The following is an 18,539-nucleotide window of genomic DNA, read 5'->3' as shown; positions in this document are numbered from 1 at the left end:
CCAGGCTGCAACATTGTCATCAAATGCCATCTCGGCGGGCTTCGATGGCTGCCTTACGGACCTGGCTGGCCCGGATCCGCTCGAGATCGAACTTGGCTCCGCGATCGAAAGTGAAGATGCCATTCTTTTCCTGGAAGACATCCGTCAGCTGCGTATAGCAGTAACCAAACATGTCCGGGTTATCCAGGAGCACGCCACATAGTCCGTCGAAACGGGCGTAGAACTCCTCCTCGCTGCTGACGCGCTGGCCGTAACCCCACGACGTCGAAACATCCGTTCCGAGGCCCGCTTCTGGCGCGGCTTGGCGAGCCTCCGTTTCGTTCCACCAAATACCGCCGAATTCGGACACGAAATATGGCTGGCCAGCGTAAGGCACGGAGTATTCCTCACCCTGCGGATTCCGGTTTACAAACGGCTTCCCGTCCGAAAGGCCCTGCTGCTCAATCCGGAACTGCTCCGGATTCTGCTCGTAGGAATGGGAATCGTAAATGTCGGTTTCGCGGATGCGGTGGGAGTATCCGGATGCGTCGATGACAGGCCGTGTGGGGTCGGCCAATTTCGTGGCCAGGAACATGGCCTGCGTGACGTCATCCAATACCGTGAGCCGATCGTGCAGGATCTGGTACGTTTCGTTGAGCGGGCACCATCCGATGATCGAGGGATGGTTGAAGTCGCGTTGAAGCACCTCAAGCCATTGGGCTACGAAACTCGCTGTTGGCTTCTGGTTCTGGCCAATGGTTCCTCCTCCGGAGACGCCCCAGTCGCCGAACTCGCCCCAGACCAGGTAACCGAGCCGGTCTGCGTGGTAGAGGAAGCGCTCTTCGAACACTTTCTGGTGGAGTCGTGCACCGTTGAATCCTGCCGCCATGGACAACTCGATGTCCTTGACCAACGCAGCGTCATCCGGCGAGGTCATGAGCGACTCCGTCCAATATCCCTGGTCCAGCACCAATCGCTGGAACACGGACTTGCCATTTAGACGAACCACTTTGCCGTCAACGGCAACTGAACGAACGGCCGCGTAGCTGCTGACGCGGTCAACGACTGTTCCGGCAGCATCCCGGACTGTCACCTCAAGGTCGTAAAGGAAGGGGTCCTCAATGCACCAAGGCCGCAGGGATCCAGCGGGAATGCCCAGGCGCAATGTTGGCGTGAGATCCAAGTCGGCTCTGGCCGTAGATTCCACATGTGTACCGCCCTCATCGCTGAGGACAGCAGTCACCGTGTGCCCTGCGCGGTTCCGGCTGATCGGAACCTCAATCGTGATGCTGGAACCGGCCAGGTTCGGAGTCATTCGGAGGCGTTTGACGTGGACCTCCGGGACAGCTTCCATCCACACCGTCTGCCAGATTCCCGTGGTGCGGGTGTACTGGCAATGAGTGTTGTTGTACCAGGTTGCCTGCTTGCCCCGTGCCTGCATTTCGTGCCGCGAGTCACGTGCACGGACAACGATGACCGCTTCCGTGCCGGGCTCGGCCACTCCACCAAGATCGGCGGTGAAGGGGGTGAAACCACCCCTGTGGCGGGCTACTTCAATGCCGTTGACCCAGACAGTCGCGTCGTGGTCCACGGCGCCGAAGTGCAGGAGGACGTTCTGGCCGGCCCACTCCTGGGGGATGGTCACCGTACGTCGGTACCAAACAGCTTCCATGAAATCCACGTGCTCAATTCCGGAAAGGACCGATTCCGGGGCAAACGGCACCAGGATCTCACTGGTGAGCTCGCGCCTGGCGAGCCCGCGCTCCAAACCCGAGTCGCCGGCGTCGATCTCAAAACCCCAGGTTCCGTTGAGGTTCATCCAGTTCTCGCGGACAAGCTGGGGACGGGGATGCTCGGGCTTGGGAAGGGCTGGCATCATCTTGGGCTCTGTCAACGCATCTCCTTCGGAAGGGGAAGGGTTCAATTTCCAGTCAAGCGCATCACCGGAAAATGCGCACCCACCCGCCGGTGCACGTGAGATGGTGTTTCTACCACCAGCCGCCGCGCGAGGAGAATGACGTGACGAGTTACCGCTTGGCCATCATTGATGACTATCAGCAGGTTGCCAGTGACTACGCCCCTTGGGATTCGCTGCTCGACGACGGCGTGAAGGTCAGCGTTTTCAGCGCACCTTTTGTTTCCGAAGAGCAGGCTGTGGCAGCTTTGGCGCCGTTCGACATCATTGTGGCGATGCGCGAACGGACGCGTTTCCCGCGCCGGGTGCTCGAGTCATTGACCAACCTGAAACTGCTTGTGACCACGGGCATGGCCAATGCTGCGATCGACCTTGAGGCTGCGTCGGAGCGTGGCATCCTGGTGTGCGGAACGGGCGGTTCACCGGCAGCGGCACCGGAGATGACGTGGGCGTTGCTGCTCGCTTTTGCCCGCAACCTGGTTGTGGAGGAAAACTCGCTGAGGGCAGGCGACTGGCAGACCGCCGTCGGGTTTGAACTCGAAGGAAAGACGCTGGGAATCGTCGGCCTCGGCAAGATCGGGAAGCGGATTGCAGGCTACGCGAAGGCCTTTGGCATGGATGTTTTGGCGTGGAGCCAGAACCTGACGGCGGAGGCGGCCGAGGCTGCCGGTGCCCGAAGGGTGGGCAAAGAGGAGCTGTTCCGGGAGTCCGACGTCGTGACCTTGCATCTGCGTTTGTCTGAGCGGACGGAAGGCATTGTTGGCGAGGAGGAATTGCGGCTGCTTGGACCTGAGGGCGTTCTGGTCAACACCGCACGGGGGCCGCTGGTGGACGAGGCAGCGCTGATCCGGGCGCTGGAAGAGGGCTGGATTCGTGGCGCTGCAATGGATGTCTTTGACGAGGAGCCCCTGCCCGCCGGACATGCTTTGCTTCATTCGTCGCGAACCGTGCTCTCGCCGCACATCGGATATGTGACGCACGAGAGCTACCGGCAGTTTTATGGCGGGGCATTCGAGGACGTCAAGGGGTGGCTTGAGGGTTCCCCGCTACGCGCCCTGAACGAGTGACGCAATCTTCGTAACCGGCAACCGCTTTCCGGGCAAAGCTGGCAAGATGGACCCATGCGTATCCTCATCGCCCCGGACAAGTTCAAGGGATCCCTCACCGCCGCGGAAGCCGCATCAGCCATGGCCGAGGGCGCACTGCGCGTCTATCCGGACGCCGTAACCACCCAATTTCCCGTAGCTGACGGTGGTGAAGGCACACTCGATGCCGCTATCGCCGCCGGTTACGATGAGCGGAACCACGCCGTTGTGGGTCCAATTCTCAAGCCGGTCGGAGCTTCCTGGGCCATCCGCAAAGATTCTTTCGGCGGAGCCACAGCCGTCATCGAAACCGCCCAGGCTTCCGGCCTTGCCTTCATGGAGCCCACCCCCGAGAATTCTTTGCGGGCCCACAGCTACGGCTGCGGACAGCTCATCGCTGCGGCGCTCGACGCCGGGGCCACCGAGATTGTGCTGGGACTTGGCGGTTCGGCAATGTCCGACGCCGGTAGTGGCGCCTTGCGTGCGCTGGGGCTCAAGCCCTTGGACGCTGCCGGGAATGTGGTGCCTCTTGGCGGAGGTTCGCTCGCCGACGTCGTTGCCCTGGATGTCTCCGGACTGGACCCGCGGCTTTCGCAAGCCAAGTTCCGGATCGCAGTCGACGTCCAAAACCCGCTGTTCGGGCCCGAAGGTGCCGCTCATGTTTTCGGCCCCCAGAAGGGAGCCGACGAGGATGCTGTTGAAAGGCTCGACGCCGGCCTCCGTAACTGGGCATCGCTCCTTCGGGAAGCCACGGGCCGGGACGTCAACGTTCCGGGAGCCGGAGCGGCAGGCGGGTTCCCGGCGTCGTTCCTTGCCTTTACGGACTCGGCGCTTGAAGGCGGCTTCGCGCTGGTGGCCGGGCTGACCGGCTTGGCTTCGCACCTTAGCGAGGCGGACCTCGTCATTACGGGCGAGGGTTCCATGGATGAGCAGTCGCTCACCGGCAAGGCCCCAATCGCCTTGGCCGACGCCGCAAGCGTCCACGGAATACCCGTGGTGGCTGTGGCAGGCCGAATCACGGTGACGCCGGAGGATCTCGCCAAACACGGGATAGTAGCTGCGGCCCAGTTGTTGGACGTCGCACAGCGCAAGGATGGCGTTCCGGATGTCGCAGATGCCGTTGCCAACGCGGCCAAGTACGTTGCGTGGGCTACCAGCCAGGTGCTTGAGGGGGCGTAGCTCCTTGTCGTCGGGCGGGACTACTGCCTGTAGCCTTCGACTTCGCTGATGGGACGCGGTTCGGCGTCGTCGGGATTCTCACCAGCACGCTTCTTGGCCCGGCGCTGGCGGAGCAAGTCCCAGCACTGGTCGAGTTGAGCCTCAAGCTGGGCCAGGCGGGCGCGGCTGCCGTCGCCGTCCACGTCGTCCTCAGTTCCCCCGCCCACCGCTGCATCACGCAGCCGGTGCTCCTCTTCCACGAGTGACTGAATCCGTTCCAGAAGATCCTGCTCGTCCATGGTTCGCGCTCCTCGGTTCACTTGGTAGTTGCTTATACCGAACGTAGCCCGGCTGGCGGGGTGCGTCTACGGGTGGCCGACGGCATACTTGGGACATGAAATTCACCACGACCATCGTCGGCGATGGCAACAAGGCCGGCATTGAGGTTCCTGAGGACGTAGTTAGTGCGCTTGATGCCGGCAAGCGGCCCCCAGTGGTTGTGACCATCAACGGCCAGAGCTATCGCAGCAGCATCGCGGTGATGGGTGGGAAATACATGGTGGGTGTCAGTTCCGCGAACAGGGACCTGACCGGCGCGTCCGCGGGCGACACCGTGGACGTGGACCTGGAAGTGGACACCCAGCCACGTGTGATCGAGGTTCCGGACGATCTTGCTGCGGCCCTTGAGGCTGAGCCCGAGGCCAAGGCCTTCTATGGAACGCTGAACTACAGCGCCCAACGCCGGTACGTGGAACCAATTGGAGACGCCAAGACGGAGGAGACCCGGGCTCGGCGGATCGCGAAGGTTATTGCGGACTTGAAGGCCGGGAAGAAGTGAAATCAGCTTTGCGGTCCGCCGGATGAAAAGCGCCGGCGGCCGCCTCCTTGCCGGACTCGAGCTCCACCGCGACGCGGCCCAGCCCCTGCATCGGCAACTCTACGGGCAATTGCGCACCCAGATCCTGACAGGCTCGCTGCCAAGCGGAACCCGCCTGCCCTCCACCCGCACGCTGGTGGCTGAGCTGGGAGTTTCCAGGATCACGGTGGTCTCGGCGTTCGAGCAACTCACCGCCGAGGGCTTCCTGCGCTCGCGCGCGGGCGACGGCACGTACGTCGACACCTTATGGAGTGACCACGCTCCGCGGCAGCCGTTGTCCCGGCCGCCGCTCTCCGAACGCGGCGCGGCCACCTCTTCACGGGGCGCCGGTCTGTCCGGGGACGCGCCGCACGCCTGGGCACCCACCGAGTCGGAATCATTCGTCGCCAGCCAGGTGGCGGCCTCGGCCTTCCCCGCAGCTACATGGAAGCGCCTCCTGGGGCGCCATGCCGGCAGCACAGAGCAGTTCATGAACGGGTACGGCGATCCGCATGGCCACCGTCCCTTGCGGGAAGCGATCGCGGACTACGTCAACGATGTCAGGGGTCTGGGGTGCACCCCGGACCAGGTCATCGTCACCTCCGGTGCCCAGCAGGCGTTCAATGTGCTCGCGGCGCTCCTCCTGGACGCCGGCGACACCGTCGTCGTCGAGGACCCAGGCCATATTTCCGGACGGCTCGCCTTCCAGTCCCAAGGCTGCCCGGTCCAGGGCGTCCCCATTGACGGGGAGGGGGCGGTCCTTCCGGACGAGTTCGACGGCGGGTCCCCGGCTCGTCTTGCCTGCCTGACTCCAGCGCGGCAGCATCCGCTCGGCACGGCAATGAGTCCCGCACGGCGGGCGGAGTGGATCGCCTGGGCGGAACGAAACGGAAGCTGGATCGTGGAGGATGACTGCGACAGCGAACTTCGCTACCGCGGTAAGGCTCTTCCGACGCTGTTCGGACTGGATTTGAGCAGGCACGTCATCACTGTGGGCTCGTTCAGCAAGGTACTCGCGCCATCCATCCGGCTCGGTTACTGCGTGTTGCCGGAGGATCTGGTGGAGCCATTCGCGTCCGTATCATCCATCATTGGCCGGCCGCCCGCGACGGTCCTCCAGGCGGCCCTTACGGACTTCCTCTCAGAAGGGCATTTGCATGCGCATCTGCGCCGGACCCGGCGTCTGTATGCGGCTCGCCAGGACGCCCTGCTCGAAGCGATCGATCAGCGATTAAGCCACCGGATCCAAGCAGAACGCGTGGATGCGGGCCTTCACGTCATGGGCTGGCTTCGGGAACCTTCGGACGATATCGAGGTGGCTCGAGGGCTCGCAGCGGGTGGCGTGTACACCTACCCCCTCGGCGAATACCGGGTAACCCGGCGCCTGCCACCGGCGCTGCTGATCGGGTTCGCGGGGACCGCTGAAGATCATATGGCTGAGGCGGCGGGCAGGATGGCCGCAGCGTGGGATCGATGGGAGAAGCTCGGCGTAACGCCCTGAATGGACTTAACGGCAGTGTCCATAATGGATCTTTTTCGGCGTCCATTACCCACGTACAAATGGTGTGTGACAATCCCCGTCGCCCCTCGCACGCCCCCCAAGGAGCCAACCATGCCCCCTGCCGACACTCGATTTCAGGCGCTCCTGAAACCTCGCCTCAATGAAGAGGAGATCGACTCCCTGCCGCAACTGACCGACGGGCTTGCCCGAACCCTGATCGACCGAATCGACGGTGCCCGACTGTTCGGCCATGCGTACGCTCTCTTGGGCAACCTGACTTATGGAAACTTTTCGCCCGACGACGTGCTCGACTTCGCGCATCGCCATGGCCTGGCTGGTGTGTGCATCCACGTCCTCGATGGCGAGGAGCGGAGCCTGGGCCGGATGAGCGATGACCGGTTGCGCCAGTTCGCGGACCGCGCCCGCAGCTTGCGTCTCAGTACCCACCTGGAGATCAGCACCACCGCGCGAGCGGACGTCGAGGAAGCAGTCCGCATTGCCGGGATCCTCGGCGTCGAGAATATCCGCGTCTACTCGCGCTTCGAAGGCGCACTCTCCGATGTCCTGACCCGGATAGAGGAGGACCTGCGTTGGCTCTCTGAGCTGGCTGACGAGTACGGCCTGCATTTCTCCTTTGAGCAGCACGAGGAGCTGCGATCTACCGAAATTGCCGGGCTGTTGCGCCGCATTTCGCACCCGCGACTTCACGCAATGTTCGATTTCGGGAACATGATCAACGCCTGTGAGAGACCGATGGACGCCCTGTCAACGCTCGCACCGCACATTCTTCAGGCACACTTGAAGGGTGTTCACATTCTCCCCGAGGGGGACGGGTATGGCCACCGTGGTGTGCTCCAGGGAAGTCCGGACGACGACCTGCCCGGCGCGCGGATGCTCTTCGAGCTCTTGATGCTTGGCGAAGACGAGCCGCAGGTCATCGCCCTGGCTCTGGAGCAGGAGAACCTGTACTACGCGCCTGCATTCCGGCACGCGGGTGAGGGAGAGGACCCCTTCATCCCATACCGCGATTTCAGTACGACCGGAATCCCTGCCGGGTGGACCAAGGAGGAACTGCTCGCTGCCGAACCCGGCTGGGCCGACGACCAGGTGAAGTATGTGAAAGGCCTGCTCGCCTCATTGCGCGATATTGCTGTGTCGCAGCTGGAATCAAACAAGTCCTTGGAAGGTGCACGATGAGCGCGATAGCCCCCGGGAGGACCACGAAAAGCACCGACTGGAGCAAGTGGGTCCGCTTTGCCTTGCTCGTCATGGCCGGCGGCACGATCTATAAGCTCTCCAACCTCAAGGACGCGTTCTACGTTCCCATGCAGGAAGCCATGGGCCTCAGCCATACTGAGATCGGGACGCTGCTGAGCGTTAATTCGATCGTCGCAACAGCCCTTTTCGTCGTGGGCGGGTACCTCGCGGACCGCTTCTCCACGCGGGTCCTCATCCCCCTCGGACTCGTTGGCTGCGGGGCGCTGGGTCTTTTCCTCAGCACCTTCCCCGGATTCAGCACGCTCCTGGTGGTCTTCGCGCTGCTCGCCGTGTGTTCCGACTGCCTGGTCTGGCCGGCGCTGCTGAAGAGCATCCGCCAGCTCGGTGGTTCCAAAGAACAGGGACGGCTCTTCGGCCTGCTCGAGGGCGGGCGCGGCGTAGTGGATACCGCAGTGGCCTTCTCCGCCCTGGGAATCTTCGTTTGGCTCGGTTCCGGGATTGGTGGCTTCCGCGCCGCCATCGCCTTCTACGCAATCCTTGACATCGCCGTCGGTGTGCTTCTGTTCCTGCTGCTTCGCAACCAGACAAGTGAGAATCCAGCGCCCACGAAACAAAAGGCGGGTCTCGCTGAAATCTGGCGCGCGGCGAAGCTGCCCCAGCTCTGGTGGGTGAGCTTCACCGTGTTCATGGTGTACGTCGTCTACTGCGGACTCACGTATTTCATCCCGTATCTGACCTACGTCTACGGACTTCCCGTCGCGCTGGTCGGTGCTTACGGCATCATCAACCAGTACGGCCTGAAGATCCTCGGCGGCCCGATCGGCGGCGTCCTGGCGGACAAGGTGTTCAAAGGTGCCAGCCGGTACATCCGCTTGGCGTTCCTGAGCCTGATCCCGGTGGTAGGGGTCCTGCTGCTCCTTCCGGCAGATCCGGGGAGCCAGATTCCGGCGATGATCGTCACCCTGCTGTTCTCACTCATCATCTTCACCATGCGCGGCGTGTTCTGGGCCCCGATGGATGAGGTTGGAATCCCCGAGGAGACCAGCGGCACCGCCTTCGGGATCGCATGCCTCGTGGGTTATGCGCCGGGGATGTTCGCTTTCATCGTCTACGGCTCCATCCTGGATGCCAACCCTGGAGCCGCCGGTTACCACATCGTGTTCATCGTCCTTGCGGCGCTTGCCCTCGTGGGGGCGATCGTCTCAAGCGGACTCGTGAGGGCCGCGCGGGCCCGGCGTGCCGCCGTCGAGGTCCCTTCACTTTCCGAGACGCAAACAATTTCCTAAACACACGAGACGACGGAACCCCCGCCTGCCGCGGGGGTTCCGTCGTCTCGTTACGACAGCAGCAGATCAATCCCTTCGCAGGCTGTACGTGCTCACAACGTTGCCCTTGCTCGTGGCGTACTGGTCCTCGAGGACGAGCCTGTTCAGGGGGTCGCCGTCCTCGAAAAGCCGCCGTCCGCTGCCTGCCACCACGGGGTGTGTCATGAGCGTCAGCTCGTCCAGGATCCCCGCGAACAGCAGTTGGCGTACCACGGAGATGCTGCCGCAGACTGCGATCTCTCCGCCGTCACGCCCTTTCAGGTCAGTGATGAACTGCTCCAGCGGCCCATCGATGAGGTGCGAGTTTTCCCATTCGAGAGGCTCGGAGAGAGTGCGGGATGCGACGAACTTCTCCACGGGGTTGATGAAGGCGGCAAAGTCTTCGTCCTGCGACGCATTCGGCCAATATCCGGCCCACTCCTGGTAGCTGACGCGGCCCAGAACCACCGTATCCACGGTGTTGATCATCTTGGTCAGGCCCTTGCCCAGCTCGTCGTCGAAGCTGTCTAACTGGAACTTGAACGGGTCCTGAACTACGCCATCCACGGAGTGGAACAGGCCGGCGGTAACTTTTCGCATACGTGCCTCCAAAGGGTTGTCAGGCATCACGCTATGTTGTGACGTCGTGCTTGGGAAGCCCTCGGGAGTGTGGCACTAAGCGGTTTGGCCAGCGTGCTGGCCCTCGGAGATTTCCTCTACTACCTTGCTGTTGAACGCCGGGAGGTCGTCCGGGTTCCGGCTGGTGACAAGGCCTTGGTCCACGACGACTTCTTCATCGGTCCAGTTGGCGCCTGCGTTCTTCAGGTCGGTTTGTAGCGTGTGGTACGAGGTGACGTTGCGGCCCTTGACCACGCCCGCATCGATCAGGATCCACGGTCCGTGGCAGATGGAGGCCACCGGCTTGTGCTGCTCGAAGAAAGCCCGCGTGAAGTTCTGGGCATCCTTGTCCACGCGGAGGTGATCGGCGTTTACCACGCCGCCGGGGAGTACCAGGGCGTCGAAGTCCGATGCGTTGGCATCGGCTACTGCGAGATCGACGTCGAAGGTGTCACCCTTTTCCACGCCGTTGAATCCCTGCAGCTTTCCCTTTGAAAGTGCCACGAGCGTTGGCTGGCCGCCTGCGTCCTTCACGGCTTGCCAGGGGCTAGTGAGTTCAACCTGCTCCACGCCGTCCGTCAACAGAAATGCGACCTTCTTGCCTGTGATGGTGTGTTCTGACATTGTTCCTCCTCCATTGCGCGGCGGATTGCTTTTTGAGCGCGGGCCGCCGCTGTGAGAGTTGTTTGTCTGACCCGTTCAAGCCTAGGGAAGGTCATTTTAGTAAGCAAGCTGAGTATTAATTTTGCCGCTGGAGCGATTGATTGATGATCGAATATCGATAGAATAATATTGTTGATCGATAAGGGAGGCTCGATGGGAAAGCTGGCAATCCTTGCACTGCGGGTTGTGATCGCGATGGTTTTGGCGGGCTCACTTTTCGTTCAAGTGTGGATGGTGCCCTTGTTCTCGGCCGACCTCGTTGAGGCTGGCGCCCCTGACGGTCCACGGATCGCGCTGGTGGTGATCGTGGTCCTGGGGATTCTCTGTGTGCAGGTTGTTGCCGTCTGCGTATGGCGTCTGCTCACGATGGTGCGCCGCGGAACGGTCTTTTCCCATGCGGCCTTCCGGTTCGTGGACGTCATCTTCGGGGCTGTTTCCGTTGCTGCTGTGTTGATGTTCGGCATCGCGGTGATCTTGGCTCCGGGCGATATTGCCCCCGGGATTGTGCTGTTGATTTGCGGGGCTGCGCTGATGATCGGCGGTGTGGCACTTCTCGTGCTGGTGCTGCGGGCGCTGCTTGCCCAGGCCGTTGACCGCGACGTCGAAGCTGCCCGCTTGCGCTCCGAGCTCGACGAGGTGATCTGATGCCCATCATCGTGGACATCGACGTCATGCTGGCCAAGCGGAAGATGCCCGTGGGCGTGCTTGCGGAGAAGGTTGGGATTACGCCAGCCAATCTCGCTGTGCTGAAGAACGGGCGGGCAAAGGCGGTGCGGTTTACCACCCTGGAAGCACTCTGCGAAGTCCTTGAATGCCAGCCGGGGGACTTGTTGCGGTGGGAGGCTGAGGTAGAGGAGGACGCCGGGGCGGCCTAACCCCCTATTTCTTCTTCCCCGTCCTCTTAGCCGCCGCATTCATAGCCGATTTCACCGCAGGCGGCAGGCCCGCCGTCTCCATTTCCGGTTCAGCCACGGTCCCGCGCCAACGGGCCAGGCCCTTCATGCCGTGGTAAATCACCAGCGCCGCAGCAGACCCCAAAGCAATGCCCGTGAACTTCAGCTCGCCAATAGTCCACGTGTAATCCGCAATACCGATTATCAGGGCAACAGCGGCCGTCGTCAGGTTGATCGGATTGGAGAAGTTGACCTTGTTCTGGACCCAGATCTTTACGCCGAGCACGCCGATCATGCCGTACAGCATGGTCGCGGCGCCGCCGAGTACGCCGGGTGGGACGGTCGCGATCAGTTCGCCGAATTTCGGGGAGAAGCTCAGCAGGATGGCGAAGATACCCGCCACCCAGTAGGCCGCCGTCGAGTAGACCTTGGTCGCGGCCATGACGCCAATGTTCTCCGCGTAAGTCGTCGTACCGGAACCGCCGCCCAGGCCGGCAAGTACGGTCGCGGCGCCGTCAGCCATCAGCGCGCGGCCGGAGACGCCGTCGAGGTTTTGACCGGTCATCGCGGCCACCGACTTTACGTGGCCCACGTTCTCGGCCACCAGCACCAGCACCACCGGCACGAACAAGCCCACAACGCCGATGTGGAACTCGGGCGTCTGGAACAGGGGTAGGCCCACCCACGCGGCCGCGTCCATCTTTTCGTAGCTGACCTCGCCGCGCATCATCGCCACGAGATAACCCACCACAACGCCCACCAGGATGCTCAGGCGCCCCAGGATTCCGCGGAAGAGGACGCTGACCAGGATGATCGTCACCAGGGTTACCAGCGCGGTGACCGGCGCGGCGTCGAAGTTGTTCTTCGCTGCAGGCGCGAGGTTCAGGCCGATCAACGCCACAATCGCACCGGTGACGATCGGCGGCATGAGCCGGTTGATCCATTCGGCACCAAACTTCTGGACGATCGCCCCAATAAGCGCCAGCACGACGCCGGCAAGCACCACGCCGCCCAGCGCGCCACTAACGCCGTACTGCTGCTGCGACGCCAGGATCGGTGCGATGAACGCGAAGCTCGAACCCAGGTAGCTGGGCACGCGGCCCTTGGTGATGAGGAGGAAAAGCAGCGTGCCAAGGCCTGAGAAGAGCAAGGTGGTGGCGGGCGGCATGCCGGTAATGATCGGAACCAGGAACGTCGCGCCGAACATCGCCACGACGTGCTGCATGCCGATGCCAATAGTGAGGGGCCAGGCAAGCCGCTCATCGGGGGAGACTACGTGGCCGGGCCGGATGGACTTCCCGTTGCCGTGGAGCTTCCATTTGGTGCCGAGCATGCTCATGGCGGGGCCTTCCTCAGAAGAGTATTTGGGATTCGGTGCAACATTACCGCCATTGTGGGGCCAATAGCGGCGCCCTCCACACTTCGTTCAGGTTTACCGGGGGACCACCTGGAAGAGGAACTTTGTTTTGACCATGACCCAGAGCGTCGCGAGCAGGGCAATGTAGACGGCCGTGTTCAGCCAGAGATTTCCATCTCGCAGCGCCGGGATGTTGGCGATCGCCACGATGAAGAAGACGTGCATGATGAACACGTACAGCGTCGCTTGGCCCAGCGGAATGAAGAACCAGCCCACAGCGCGGAACAACGGCTTCCAGAAAGCGCTCAGCATTGAATACAAAGCGATGGTGATGAGGACGACGTTGAGCACGCGCCCTGGCCCAAGGTACGTGCGGCCGAAGAAGGAGTCGTAGATGTACCGGAACGTGCTTTCCGGGATAAGTGCGAGCCGAACATCCAACTGGTTGGTCAGATACGGACCGCTCCACGAGAACAACGCACATGCGGCTGCCAGGAAAATACAAACACCGAGGAGCAGGCGTTGCCGCGGAGCAGCGAACCACGCGATGATCTGATGCCGATAAAACCCGGCCGTCATCCCGACTACGAACAAGAGCTGCCAGACCAGAAAAGGGAACGAGTCCTCGAACTGCGAGGGAAGCAGCCGGAACCGGAAAATCGATCCGGCGACGTAGAGGCCCAGGCTGAGTGTGAGGACCAGCCAAGTGAAACCGCGGGACAGCGCCACGAGGATCAGGGGGCTGATCAGCAAGAGGATGACGTAAAGGCCCATGATGTTGAACTGCCAAGGGCCTACTTGCAACAGCAGCAGGGCGGGGATCAGGCCTTGCGGCACCGGGAACTGCAGCAACCCTTCCATGCCGGCATACAGGTCATAGGTTGTACCGGCGGCCGCTCGCCCGGCTGCGCCCGTTCCTTGATCGGTGAACGTGGTGACTGCCGCGGCGTTGATGAACGGAAGCAAACTCAGCACGTACACGATCAGGACCACAGCAAGGGCGGTGAAGTAGAGTTTCCCGGCGCGCTTGGATGTCCCGTCCACCACCTCTCCCAATTCGGCGGCGATCCTTGGCCCGTAGACCATGCCCAGGACAACACCCGAGAGCATGACGAACAATTCCGCGCCGGAAACCACTCCCAGGGTCTCTTGGCTGAGCACCTGGAACACGGAGTTGATGCCTACGTGGTTGACCACAACGAACACGATTGCCAGGCCCCTGAGCATGTCGATCCGCGCATCACGCTTACTGGTACCGGTGTAGGCCCATTTGCTGGCAAATGCCCGGGATGACAGCATCCACAAAGCCGCGACGGCCACCAATACAGAGCCGGCGGACGCCCACGCCGCCCATCCCTGGATGACAGTTCCAGTCTTCGGCTGAGGAACCTCGACACCCGGCACATCCACAAGGCCCTTCTCCGTGACAGGTTCTGTCGCGAGGCCCGAAGCGTCCAAAGCAGTACGAAAGGGGGTCGATAGTGAGGATTCTGCGGTGACCCGCCAGTCAATGGGCACCTGTCCCTGACTGCGAACATCAGTAGTTTCGTTCCAGACCACAGCACGGACGTCGGCGTTTCGGGGCTCCCCAACCGCGGTGAAGACCTGTTGCCACCACGTCTGTTTCACGTCGAGCTCGGCGGCACCCCCCGCCCCTGGCGAGTAAAAGGCGCCGGTTTCAACAAGGATCGGTTTGCTCCGTGCTTCACCGAAGTTGGCATAGAAATCTTCGTTGCTGGTTCCAGCGCCGGAAGCGTGCAGTGCGTCGTTGAATTCGCCCGTTGCGGGGACGGTGTTGCTGGCTGTTCCGGCGCCCGTCGAGTCGTGATAAACGGACAGGCCGACCCAGTCAACGGCCTCGTCGCCGGGATAATACGGCGAAAACGCGGAGTCGTCCCGATCCCAAATCCCGTTACCGCTGGTGTCCACTGAGCCCAGCGGAACGCCCTTGGGAGGAGTAGATGTTGCATCCCGGAACGGGTAGTCCCTTTCCGCGGTAGGCGACCAAACCATCACAGGATCAGTCAGGCTGGCCCGCAGTGCTGAAGCTACTGTGCCAAACGCCGCCCGGTATGCCTCAGGTTCCTGCCCCCAACGAACCCACGGGGCGTTCATGTCCGGCGCGAAGCGGACGAAGACTTTCCCCCGGAAGCCAGCCGCCGCCGTCGTGATTTGACGCCCAAAATCTGTGGCGACCTCCTCACTGATGTCCTTCAAATCGATCCCGGGCTGGACCGTGAGCAGTGCATGGGAGCCTTGGTCTGCGACTTGTGAGAAGTACGCCTTCAGGTAGGCGCGGCCGCCTTCATCCATGGGAAGGGCTACGTTCTGCCCGTACAGGGCCGCGGGTTCGCCCAATCTTTGGGCGAAGTCAGCTGCTGAGTCCTTGTCCCAGTTCAGCAGTGCTCCAAAGAACCGCGACCCGGAATCCTTGAAGTCGGGCTGCTGGGCCGATGCCCAGGCCTGCGCGCTTGGCAGGATGAAAGTCAGGAGCAGCAGGACAAGAACAGCCGGCATCCGTCGAACGGCCGCGAGAGGGACGGTTGGCATGGGGACCCTTCAAGTCGTTCCTTCGGCTTGACGAGACGGCATGTCCCCCAAGCGATGCAGCGTGTATCCATGATGCTACCCAGTGAATGACTGTGCGCAACGTCACGGGCCGTCATGGGAAGAGGACAAGGGAACTTGAAGTTGCAACCATGGAAAGCAGAAGTGCCCAGCCGTCCCCCAAGGCAAGGGCCCAGCGAAAGGTTCACGAATGACGATCGCCCACGAAGAAGCAGTCATTGACGCCGCAGCAGTCGACGCCATTTTTGCCGAAGCCCGTACCGCGAACAGCTTTGCCGGTGAGGTCACCGACGAGCAGGCCCGCGCCATCTACGAGCTCACCAAGTTTGGCCCCACCGCCTTCAACTCCCAGCCCCTCCGCGTGACCTACGTCCGCTCGGACGAGGCCCGCGCAAAGCTGGTTGACGCGCTCTCCAAGGGCAACCAGGCCAAGACCGCCTCGGCTCCGCTGGTCGCCATCCTGTCCTACGACACCGATTGGCAGGGTCAGTGGGACAAGTTCCTCCCCGCCTACGGCGCCCCCAAGGCCATGTACGACGCCGACCCCGCATTCGCGGCAACCACTGGCAACAACAACGCCCACCTGCAGGCTGGCTACTTCATTCTCGCCGTGCGCTCGCTCGGTTTTGCGGCCGGCCCGATGACCGGCGCTGATTTCGCTGCCATTGACGCCGAGTTCTTCCCTGCCGGCGACCAGAAGAGCTTCCTGGTGGTCAACATCGGCCAGCCCGGCCCGGACGCCTGGGGCGAAGCAAAGCCGAAGTTCGCCTACGAAGAGGTTGTTCGCACCGTTTAGTCTTTCCTGTTGTTCCGCCGATGCTCTCGCAGGCCGTGATGTGCGAGAGCATCGGCGTTTAATGGCCACGATGTGAGCGAGGATCCGGGGGGTTTGGATGTTCTCTCACTTCCTGCGGCTTTTTCGGCATCCCTCTCGCAGATCCCGTCAGTTCTGACCCGCTGAGTGGCAAACTATGCCTATGCGGAACCTCATCTGGGTGGCATTTACGGAGCCCGTGCGGCCAGGGCTGGTATTTCCGCGCAGCGACTGGCCGCTTCACATCACGTTGTTAAGGTTCGACGTCGGAACTGACGTGAGTGCCGACGTCGCCAATGTCCTCGCTGACTTGGCCGAAGCACCCGTCCAGGGAGCGCTCGGAACGCCACTGATCATTGGCGAAGAAGCGGGCTTCGGCCACATGGGGTCGATTCCCGTGAGCTTGGTGGAACAAAACCCGCTGCTCCAGGGCCTGCACGAGGAACTTTTCGACGCCGTGGTCAGCGTGGGCGGGCGCATCGCTACGCCGAACTACGTCCTCGAACGCTACCGGCCGCACATCTCGCATCACGACGGCAAGCGCCCAAAGCCGGGAGACGTCGTCGTGCTTGACCAAGTGGCACTGGTGGACATGGCGCCGGAAGGCAACCACACCATCCGACGCATCCTCAGGCTCTGGACGCAGGACGCCGCAGAAGCTGAGGACTCGCAAACCGCCTAAGGACGTGAATCAGAGGCTACGCAATTACCCCATCCACCAAAGCCTTGGCTTCCTCCTGCACCTTGGCCAGGTGATCTGCGCCCTTGAAGGACTCGGCGTAGATCTTGTAGACGTCCTCGGTGCCGGAGGGGCGGGCCGCAAACCATGCGTTCTCGGTAACAACCTTCAGGCCGCCGATTGAAGCTCCATTGCCGGGGGCTTCCGTGAGCTTGGCGGTGATGTCTTCGCCGGCAAGGGAAGTAGCGGTGACGTCCGCGGCGGAGAGCTTACCCAGCTTGGCCTTCTGCTCGCGCGTGGCAGCGGCATCGATTCGGGCGTAGACGGGTGCGCCGAACTGGTCCGTGAGTCCCTTGTACAGCTGCGACGGGGATTTACCTGTGACAGCCGTGATTTCCGAGGCCAGCAGGGCCAAGAGGATGCCGTCTTTGTCCGTGGTCCACACACTGCCGTCGCGCTTGTTAAAGGAGGCGCCGGCCGATTCCTCGCCACCGAACGCGCCCTCGCCGGAGAGCAGGCCCGGCACGAACCACTTGAAGCCGACGGGAACTTCAACCAGCTTGCGGCCGAGCCCTGCAGCTACGCGGTCGATGATCGAGGACGAAACCAGCGTCTTGCCGACCACGGATTCGGGATTCCAGCCGCTGCGGTTGCGGTACAAGTAATCGATGGCGACGGCGAGGTAGTGGTTCGGGTTCATGAGTCCACCGTCCGGCGTGACGATGCCGTGGCGGTCGGCGTCGGCGTCGTTACCCGTGGCGACGTCGTAGGCGGCGGTACCATCCGCACCCAGTGACATGCGCTTGATGAGTGAGGCCATCGCGGAAGGCGAGGAGCAGTCCATGCGGATCTTCTCGTCCCAGTCCAGGGTCATGAAAGCCCACTGTGGGTCCACGGTGGGGTTCACGACCGTCAGGTTGAGCTGGTGGCGTTCACCGATCTCGCCCCAGTAGTCAACGGACGCACCGCCCATGGGATCGGCGCCGATGCGGACACCAGCGTTGCGGATGGCGTCCAGGTCCAGGACGGATGGGAGATCATCAACATAGCTGCTGAGGAAGTCGAACTTTCCGGTGGTGTCCGCGTTCAAAGCATCATTCAACGGAATGCGCTTGACGCCGCGGAGGCCGTTCTCAAGGAGCTGGTTGGCGCGTTCGGCGATCCAACCTGTGGCGTCGGTGTCGGCCGGTCCGCCATGCGGGGGGTTGTACTTGAAACCACCGTCGCCGGGCGGGTTGTGGCTGGGGGTGACCACGATGCCGTCTGCCTGGGGTGTGCCCGGCGCGGCTTCGCGGTTGTACTTGAGGATTGCGTGGCTCAGCGCCGGCGTCGGGGTGTAACCGTGGCGGGCGTCCACCAGGACGGTCACGCCGTTGGCGGCCAGTACCTCCAGTGCGGAGTTCTGCGCGGGTTCGCTCAGGGCGTGGGTGTCGCGCCCGATGAATAGCGGCCCGGTGATGCCCTGGCGGCCGCGGTATTCAACGATTGCCTGCGTGATCGCGAGGATGTGCGGCTCGTTAAACGACGACTTCAAGCTGGATCCGCGGTGGCCCGACGTTCCAAACGCTACGCGTTGCGCGGGATCGCCCAAATCAGGGGTGACGTCGAAGTACGCGTCCAGCAGGGCTGTGATGTCAACAAGGTCCTGGGGAAGGGCAACTGTGCCCGCTCGGCTAGCCATGTCGTCCAGCATGCCAGACCACCGCGCCCCCTGACAGGAAATGTCCCGCGATCCCGCCCCTGTGACGCAGAATGGCGGCGATGTGGCGCCGGATGAGCCAAAGATTTACCTCGCGTTTACGAGCGGCGGCTTTAGTGGGAGGATTCCGCCCCGGTCGCCCGTCCCGACACCATGGGACGCATGCCCCAGACTGGGCGGAACCGGAAAGCGGGTCGCCTTATGCGGCGCACGTGGCGGCGGTAGGGTGGGA

General features: G+C 62.5%; 17 protein-coding genes. 10 read left to right on the top strand and 7 right to left on the bottom strand.

The genetic code is table 11. The annotated features are described in order from the left end of the window. Positions 1–19: 19 nt before the first annotated feature. The gene (locus J2Y41_RS17510) at positions 20–1,858 is read right to left on the bottom strand and encodes a sugar-binding domain-containing protein (RefSeq protein WP_309930495.1); all 1,839 of its coding nucleotides are present in this window, start codon (positions 1,856–1,858) and stop codon (positions 20–22) included. Positions 1,859–1,998: 140 nt separating this feature from the next. Between J2Y41_RS17510 and J2Y41_RS17505 the strand changes: the two genes are divergently transcribed. Further along, positions 1,999–2,961: a D-2-hydroxyacid dehydrogenase family protein gene (locus J2Y41_RS17505; RefSeq protein WP_309930337.1), complete on the top strand. Its 963-nt coding sequence runs from the start codon at positions 1,999–2,001 to the stop codon at positions 2,959–2,961. Between the two features lie 54 nt (positions 2,962–3,015). After that, positions 3,016–4,158 carry a glycerate kinase gene (locus J2Y41_RS17500; protein WP_224094553.1) on the top strand — a complete coding sequence of 381 codons (1,143 nt, stop codon included), beginning with the start codon at positions 3,016–3,018 and terminating at the stop codon, positions 4,156–4,158. Positions 4,159–4,178: 20 nt separating this feature from the next. Here the strand turns inward: J2Y41_RS17500 and J2Y41_RS17495 are convergent, their stop codons facing one another. Beyond that, entirely contained in the window at positions 4,179–4,436 is a 258-nt protein-coding gene (locus tag J2Y41_RS17495; protein WP_224094554.1) for a DUF2630 family protein, read from the bottom strand. Between the two features lie 95 nt (positions 4,437–4,531). Between J2Y41_RS17495 and J2Y41_RS17490 the strand changes: the two genes are divergently transcribed. From J2Y41_RS17490 to J2Y41_RS17475, 4 genes are all read left to right on the top strand, one after another. Continuing rightward, positions 4,532–4,975 (top strand): YdeI/OmpD-associated family protein, encoded by a 444-nt coding sequence (locus tag J2Y41_RS17490; protein ID WP_309930335.1) that lies wholly within the window; start codon positions 4,532–4,534, stop codon positions 4,973–4,975. 22 nt (positions 4,976–4,997) lie between these two features. Then, the gene (locus tag J2Y41_RS17485) at positions 4,998–6,494 is read left to right on the top strand and encodes a PLP-dependent aminotransferase family protein (RefSeq protein WP_309930333.1); all 1,497 of its coding nucleotides are present in this window, start codon (positions 4,998–5,000) and stop codon (positions 6,492–6,494) included. A gap of 111 nt (positions 6,495–6,605) precedes the next feature. After that, positions 6,606–7,691 (top strand): TIM barrel protein, encoded by a 1,086-nt coding sequence (locus J2Y41_RS17480; RefSeq protein ID WP_309930331.1) that lies wholly within the window; start codon positions 6,606–6,608, stop codon positions 7,689–7,691. Beyond that, entirely contained in the window at positions 7,688–8,998 is a 1,311-nt protein-coding gene (locus J2Y41_RS17475) for an MFS transporter (protein ID WP_309930328.1), read from the top strand. The genes J2Y41_RS17480 and J2Y41_RS17475 overlap by 4 nt, the downstream gene beginning before the upstream one ends. A 66-nt stretch (positions 8,999–9,064) precedes the next feature. Here the strand turns inward: J2Y41_RS17475 and J2Y41_RS17470 are convergent, their stop codons facing one another. Then, positions 9,065–9,616, bottom strand: coding sequence for a dihydrofolate reductase family protein (locus J2Y41_RS17470; RefSeq protein ID WP_309930327.1), 552 nt, complete (start codon positions 9,614–9,616; stop codon positions 9,065–9,067). Positions 9,617–9,691: 75 nt separating this feature from the next. Next, positions 9,692–10,258 (bottom strand): type 1 glutamine amidotransferase domain-containing protein, encoded by a 567-nt coding sequence (locus tag J2Y41_RS17465; RefSeq protein ID WP_224094558.1) that lies wholly within the window; start codon positions 10,256–10,258, stop codon positions 9,692–9,694. Positions 10,259–10,450: 192 nt separating this feature from the next. Between J2Y41_RS17465 and J2Y41_RS17460 the strand changes: the two genes are divergently transcribed. Together J2Y41_RS17460 and J2Y41_RS17455 are read left to right on the top strand one after the other, a co-directional pair. Then, positions 10,451–10,942, top strand: coding sequence for a DUF2975 domain-containing protein (locus J2Y41_RS17460; protein WP_309930323.1), 492 nt, complete (start codon positions 10,451–10,453; stop codon positions 10,940–10,942). Next, the gene (locus J2Y41_RS17455) at positions 10,942–11,172 is read left to right on the top strand and encodes a helix-turn-helix transcriptional regulator (RefSeq protein WP_224165974.1); all 231 of its coding nucleotides are present in this window, start codon (positions 10,942–10,944) and stop codon (positions 11,170–11,172) included. The genes J2Y41_RS17460 and J2Y41_RS17455 overlap by 1 nt, the downstream gene beginning before the upstream one ends. 4 nt (positions 11,173–11,176) lie before the next feature. On the opposite strand, the gene J2Y41_RS17450 is transcribed toward J2Y41_RS17455, so the two are convergent. Together J2Y41_RS17450 and opgC are read right to left on the bottom strand one after the other, a co-directional pair. Then, complete coding sequence (locus J2Y41_RS17450; RefSeq protein ID WP_309930321.1) at positions 11,177–12,529, bottom strand: solute carrier family 23 protein; 1,353 nt, start codon at positions 12,527–12,529, stop codon at positions 11,177–11,179. A gap of 93 nt (positions 12,530–12,622) precedes the next feature. Next, positions 12,623–15,097, bottom strand: coding sequence for an OpgC domain-containing protein (gene opgC, locus J2Y41_RS17445; protein WP_309930319.1), 2,475 nt, complete (start codon positions 15,095–15,097; stop codon positions 12,623–12,625). 208 nt (positions 15,098–15,305) lie between these two features. Here opgC and J2Y41_RS17440 point away from each other — a divergent pair, with 208 nt between their 5' ends. Continuing rightward, a complete protein-coding gene (locus J2Y41_RS17440) occupies positions 15,306–15,911 on the top strand; it encodes a malonic semialdehyde reductase (protein WP_224094562.1) in 606 nt (201 codons plus the stop codon). A 181-nt stretch (positions 15,912–16,092) separates the two neighbouring features. Next, positions 16,093–16,611 carry a 2'-5' RNA ligase family protein gene (locus J2Y41_RS17435; RefSeq protein ID WP_224094564.1) on the top strand — a complete coding sequence of 173 codons (519 nt, stop codon included), beginning with the start codon at positions 16,093–16,095 and terminating at the stop codon, positions 16,609–16,611. A gap of 16 nt (positions 16,612–16,627) precedes the next feature. Here J2Y41_RS17435 and pgm read toward each other — a convergent pair whose 3' ends face one another. Continuing rightward, entirely contained in the window at positions 16,628–18,289 is a 1,662-nt protein-coding gene (pgm, locus tag J2Y41_RS17430; protein ID WP_224165977.1) for a phosphoglucomutase (alpha-D-glucose-1,6-bisphosphate-dependent), read from the bottom strand. Positions 18,290–18,539 lie beyond the last annotated feature (250 nt).

Source organism: Arthrobacter sp. 1088, assembly GCF_031455315.1.
In the GTDB taxonomy this organism is placed as follows: Bacteria; Actinomycetota; Actinomycetes; order Actinomycetales; family Micrococcaceae; genus Arthrobacter.
This window is presented reverse-complemented; position numbering and strand designations above follow the sequence as displayed.

Coding starts and splice junctions, on each gene's coding strand:
- opgC (WP_309930319.1), bottom strand. CDS start 15,097: ATGCCAACCGTCCCTCTCGCGGCCGTTCGACGGATGCCGGCTGTTCTT.
- J2Y41_RS17470 (WP_309930327.1), bottom strand. CDS start 9,616: ATGCGAAAAGTTACCGCCGGCCTGTTCCACTCCGTGGATGGCGTAGTT.
- J2Y41_RS17485 (WP_309930333.1), top strand. CDS start 4,998: ATGAAAAGCGCCGGCGGCCGCCTCCTTGCCGGACTCGAGCTCCACCGC.
- J2Y41_RS17500 (WP_224094553.1), top strand. CDS start 3,016: ATGCGTATCCTCATCGCCCCGGACAAGTTCAAGGGATCCCTCACCGCC.
- J2Y41_RS17490 (WP_309930335.1), top strand. CDS start 4,532: ATGAAATTCACCACGACCATCGTCGGCGATGGCAACAAGGCCGGCATT.
- J2Y41_RS17495 (WP_224094554.1), bottom strand. CDS start 4,436: ATGGACGAGCAGGATCTTCTGGAACGGATTCAGTCACTCGTGGAAGAG.
- J2Y41_RS17440 (WP_224094562.1), top strand. CDS start 15,306: ATGACGATCGCCCACGAAGAAGCAGTCATTGACGCCGCAGCAGTCGAC.
- J2Y41_RS17475 (WP_309930328.1), top strand. CDS start 7,688: ATGAGCGCGATAGCCCCCGGGAGGACCACGAAAAGCACCGACTGGAGC.
- J2Y41_RS17510 (WP_309930495.1), bottom strand. CDS start 1,858: ATGATGCCAGCCCTTCCCAAGCCCGAGCATCCCCGTCCCCAGCTTGTC.
- J2Y41_RS17480 (WP_309930331.1), top strand. CDS start 6,606: ATGCCCCCTGCCGACACTCGATTTCAGGCGCTCCTGAAACCTCGCCTC.
- J2Y41_RS17465 (WP_224094558.1), bottom strand. CDS start 10,258: ATGTCAGAACACACCATCACAGGCAAGAAGGTCGCATTTCTGTTGACG.
- pgm (WP_224165977.1), bottom strand. CDS start 18,289: ATGGCTAGCCGAGCGGGCACAGTTGCCCTTCCCCAGGACCTTGTTGAC.
- J2Y41_RS17460 (WP_309930323.1), top strand. CDS start 10,451: ATGGGAAAGCTGGCAATCCTTGCACTGCGGGTTGTGATCGCGATGGTT.
- J2Y41_RS17450 (WP_309930321.1), bottom strand. CDS start 12,529: ATGAGCATGCTCGGCACCAAATGGAAGCTCCACGGCAACGGGAAGTCC.
- J2Y41_RS17455 (WP_224165974.1), top strand. CDS start 10,942: ATGCCCATCATCGTGGACATCGACGTCATGCTGGCCAAGCGGAAGATG.
- J2Y41_RS17435 (WP_224094564.1), top strand. CDS start 16,093: ATGCGGAACCTCATCTGGGTGGCATTTACGGAGCCCGTGCGGCCAGGG.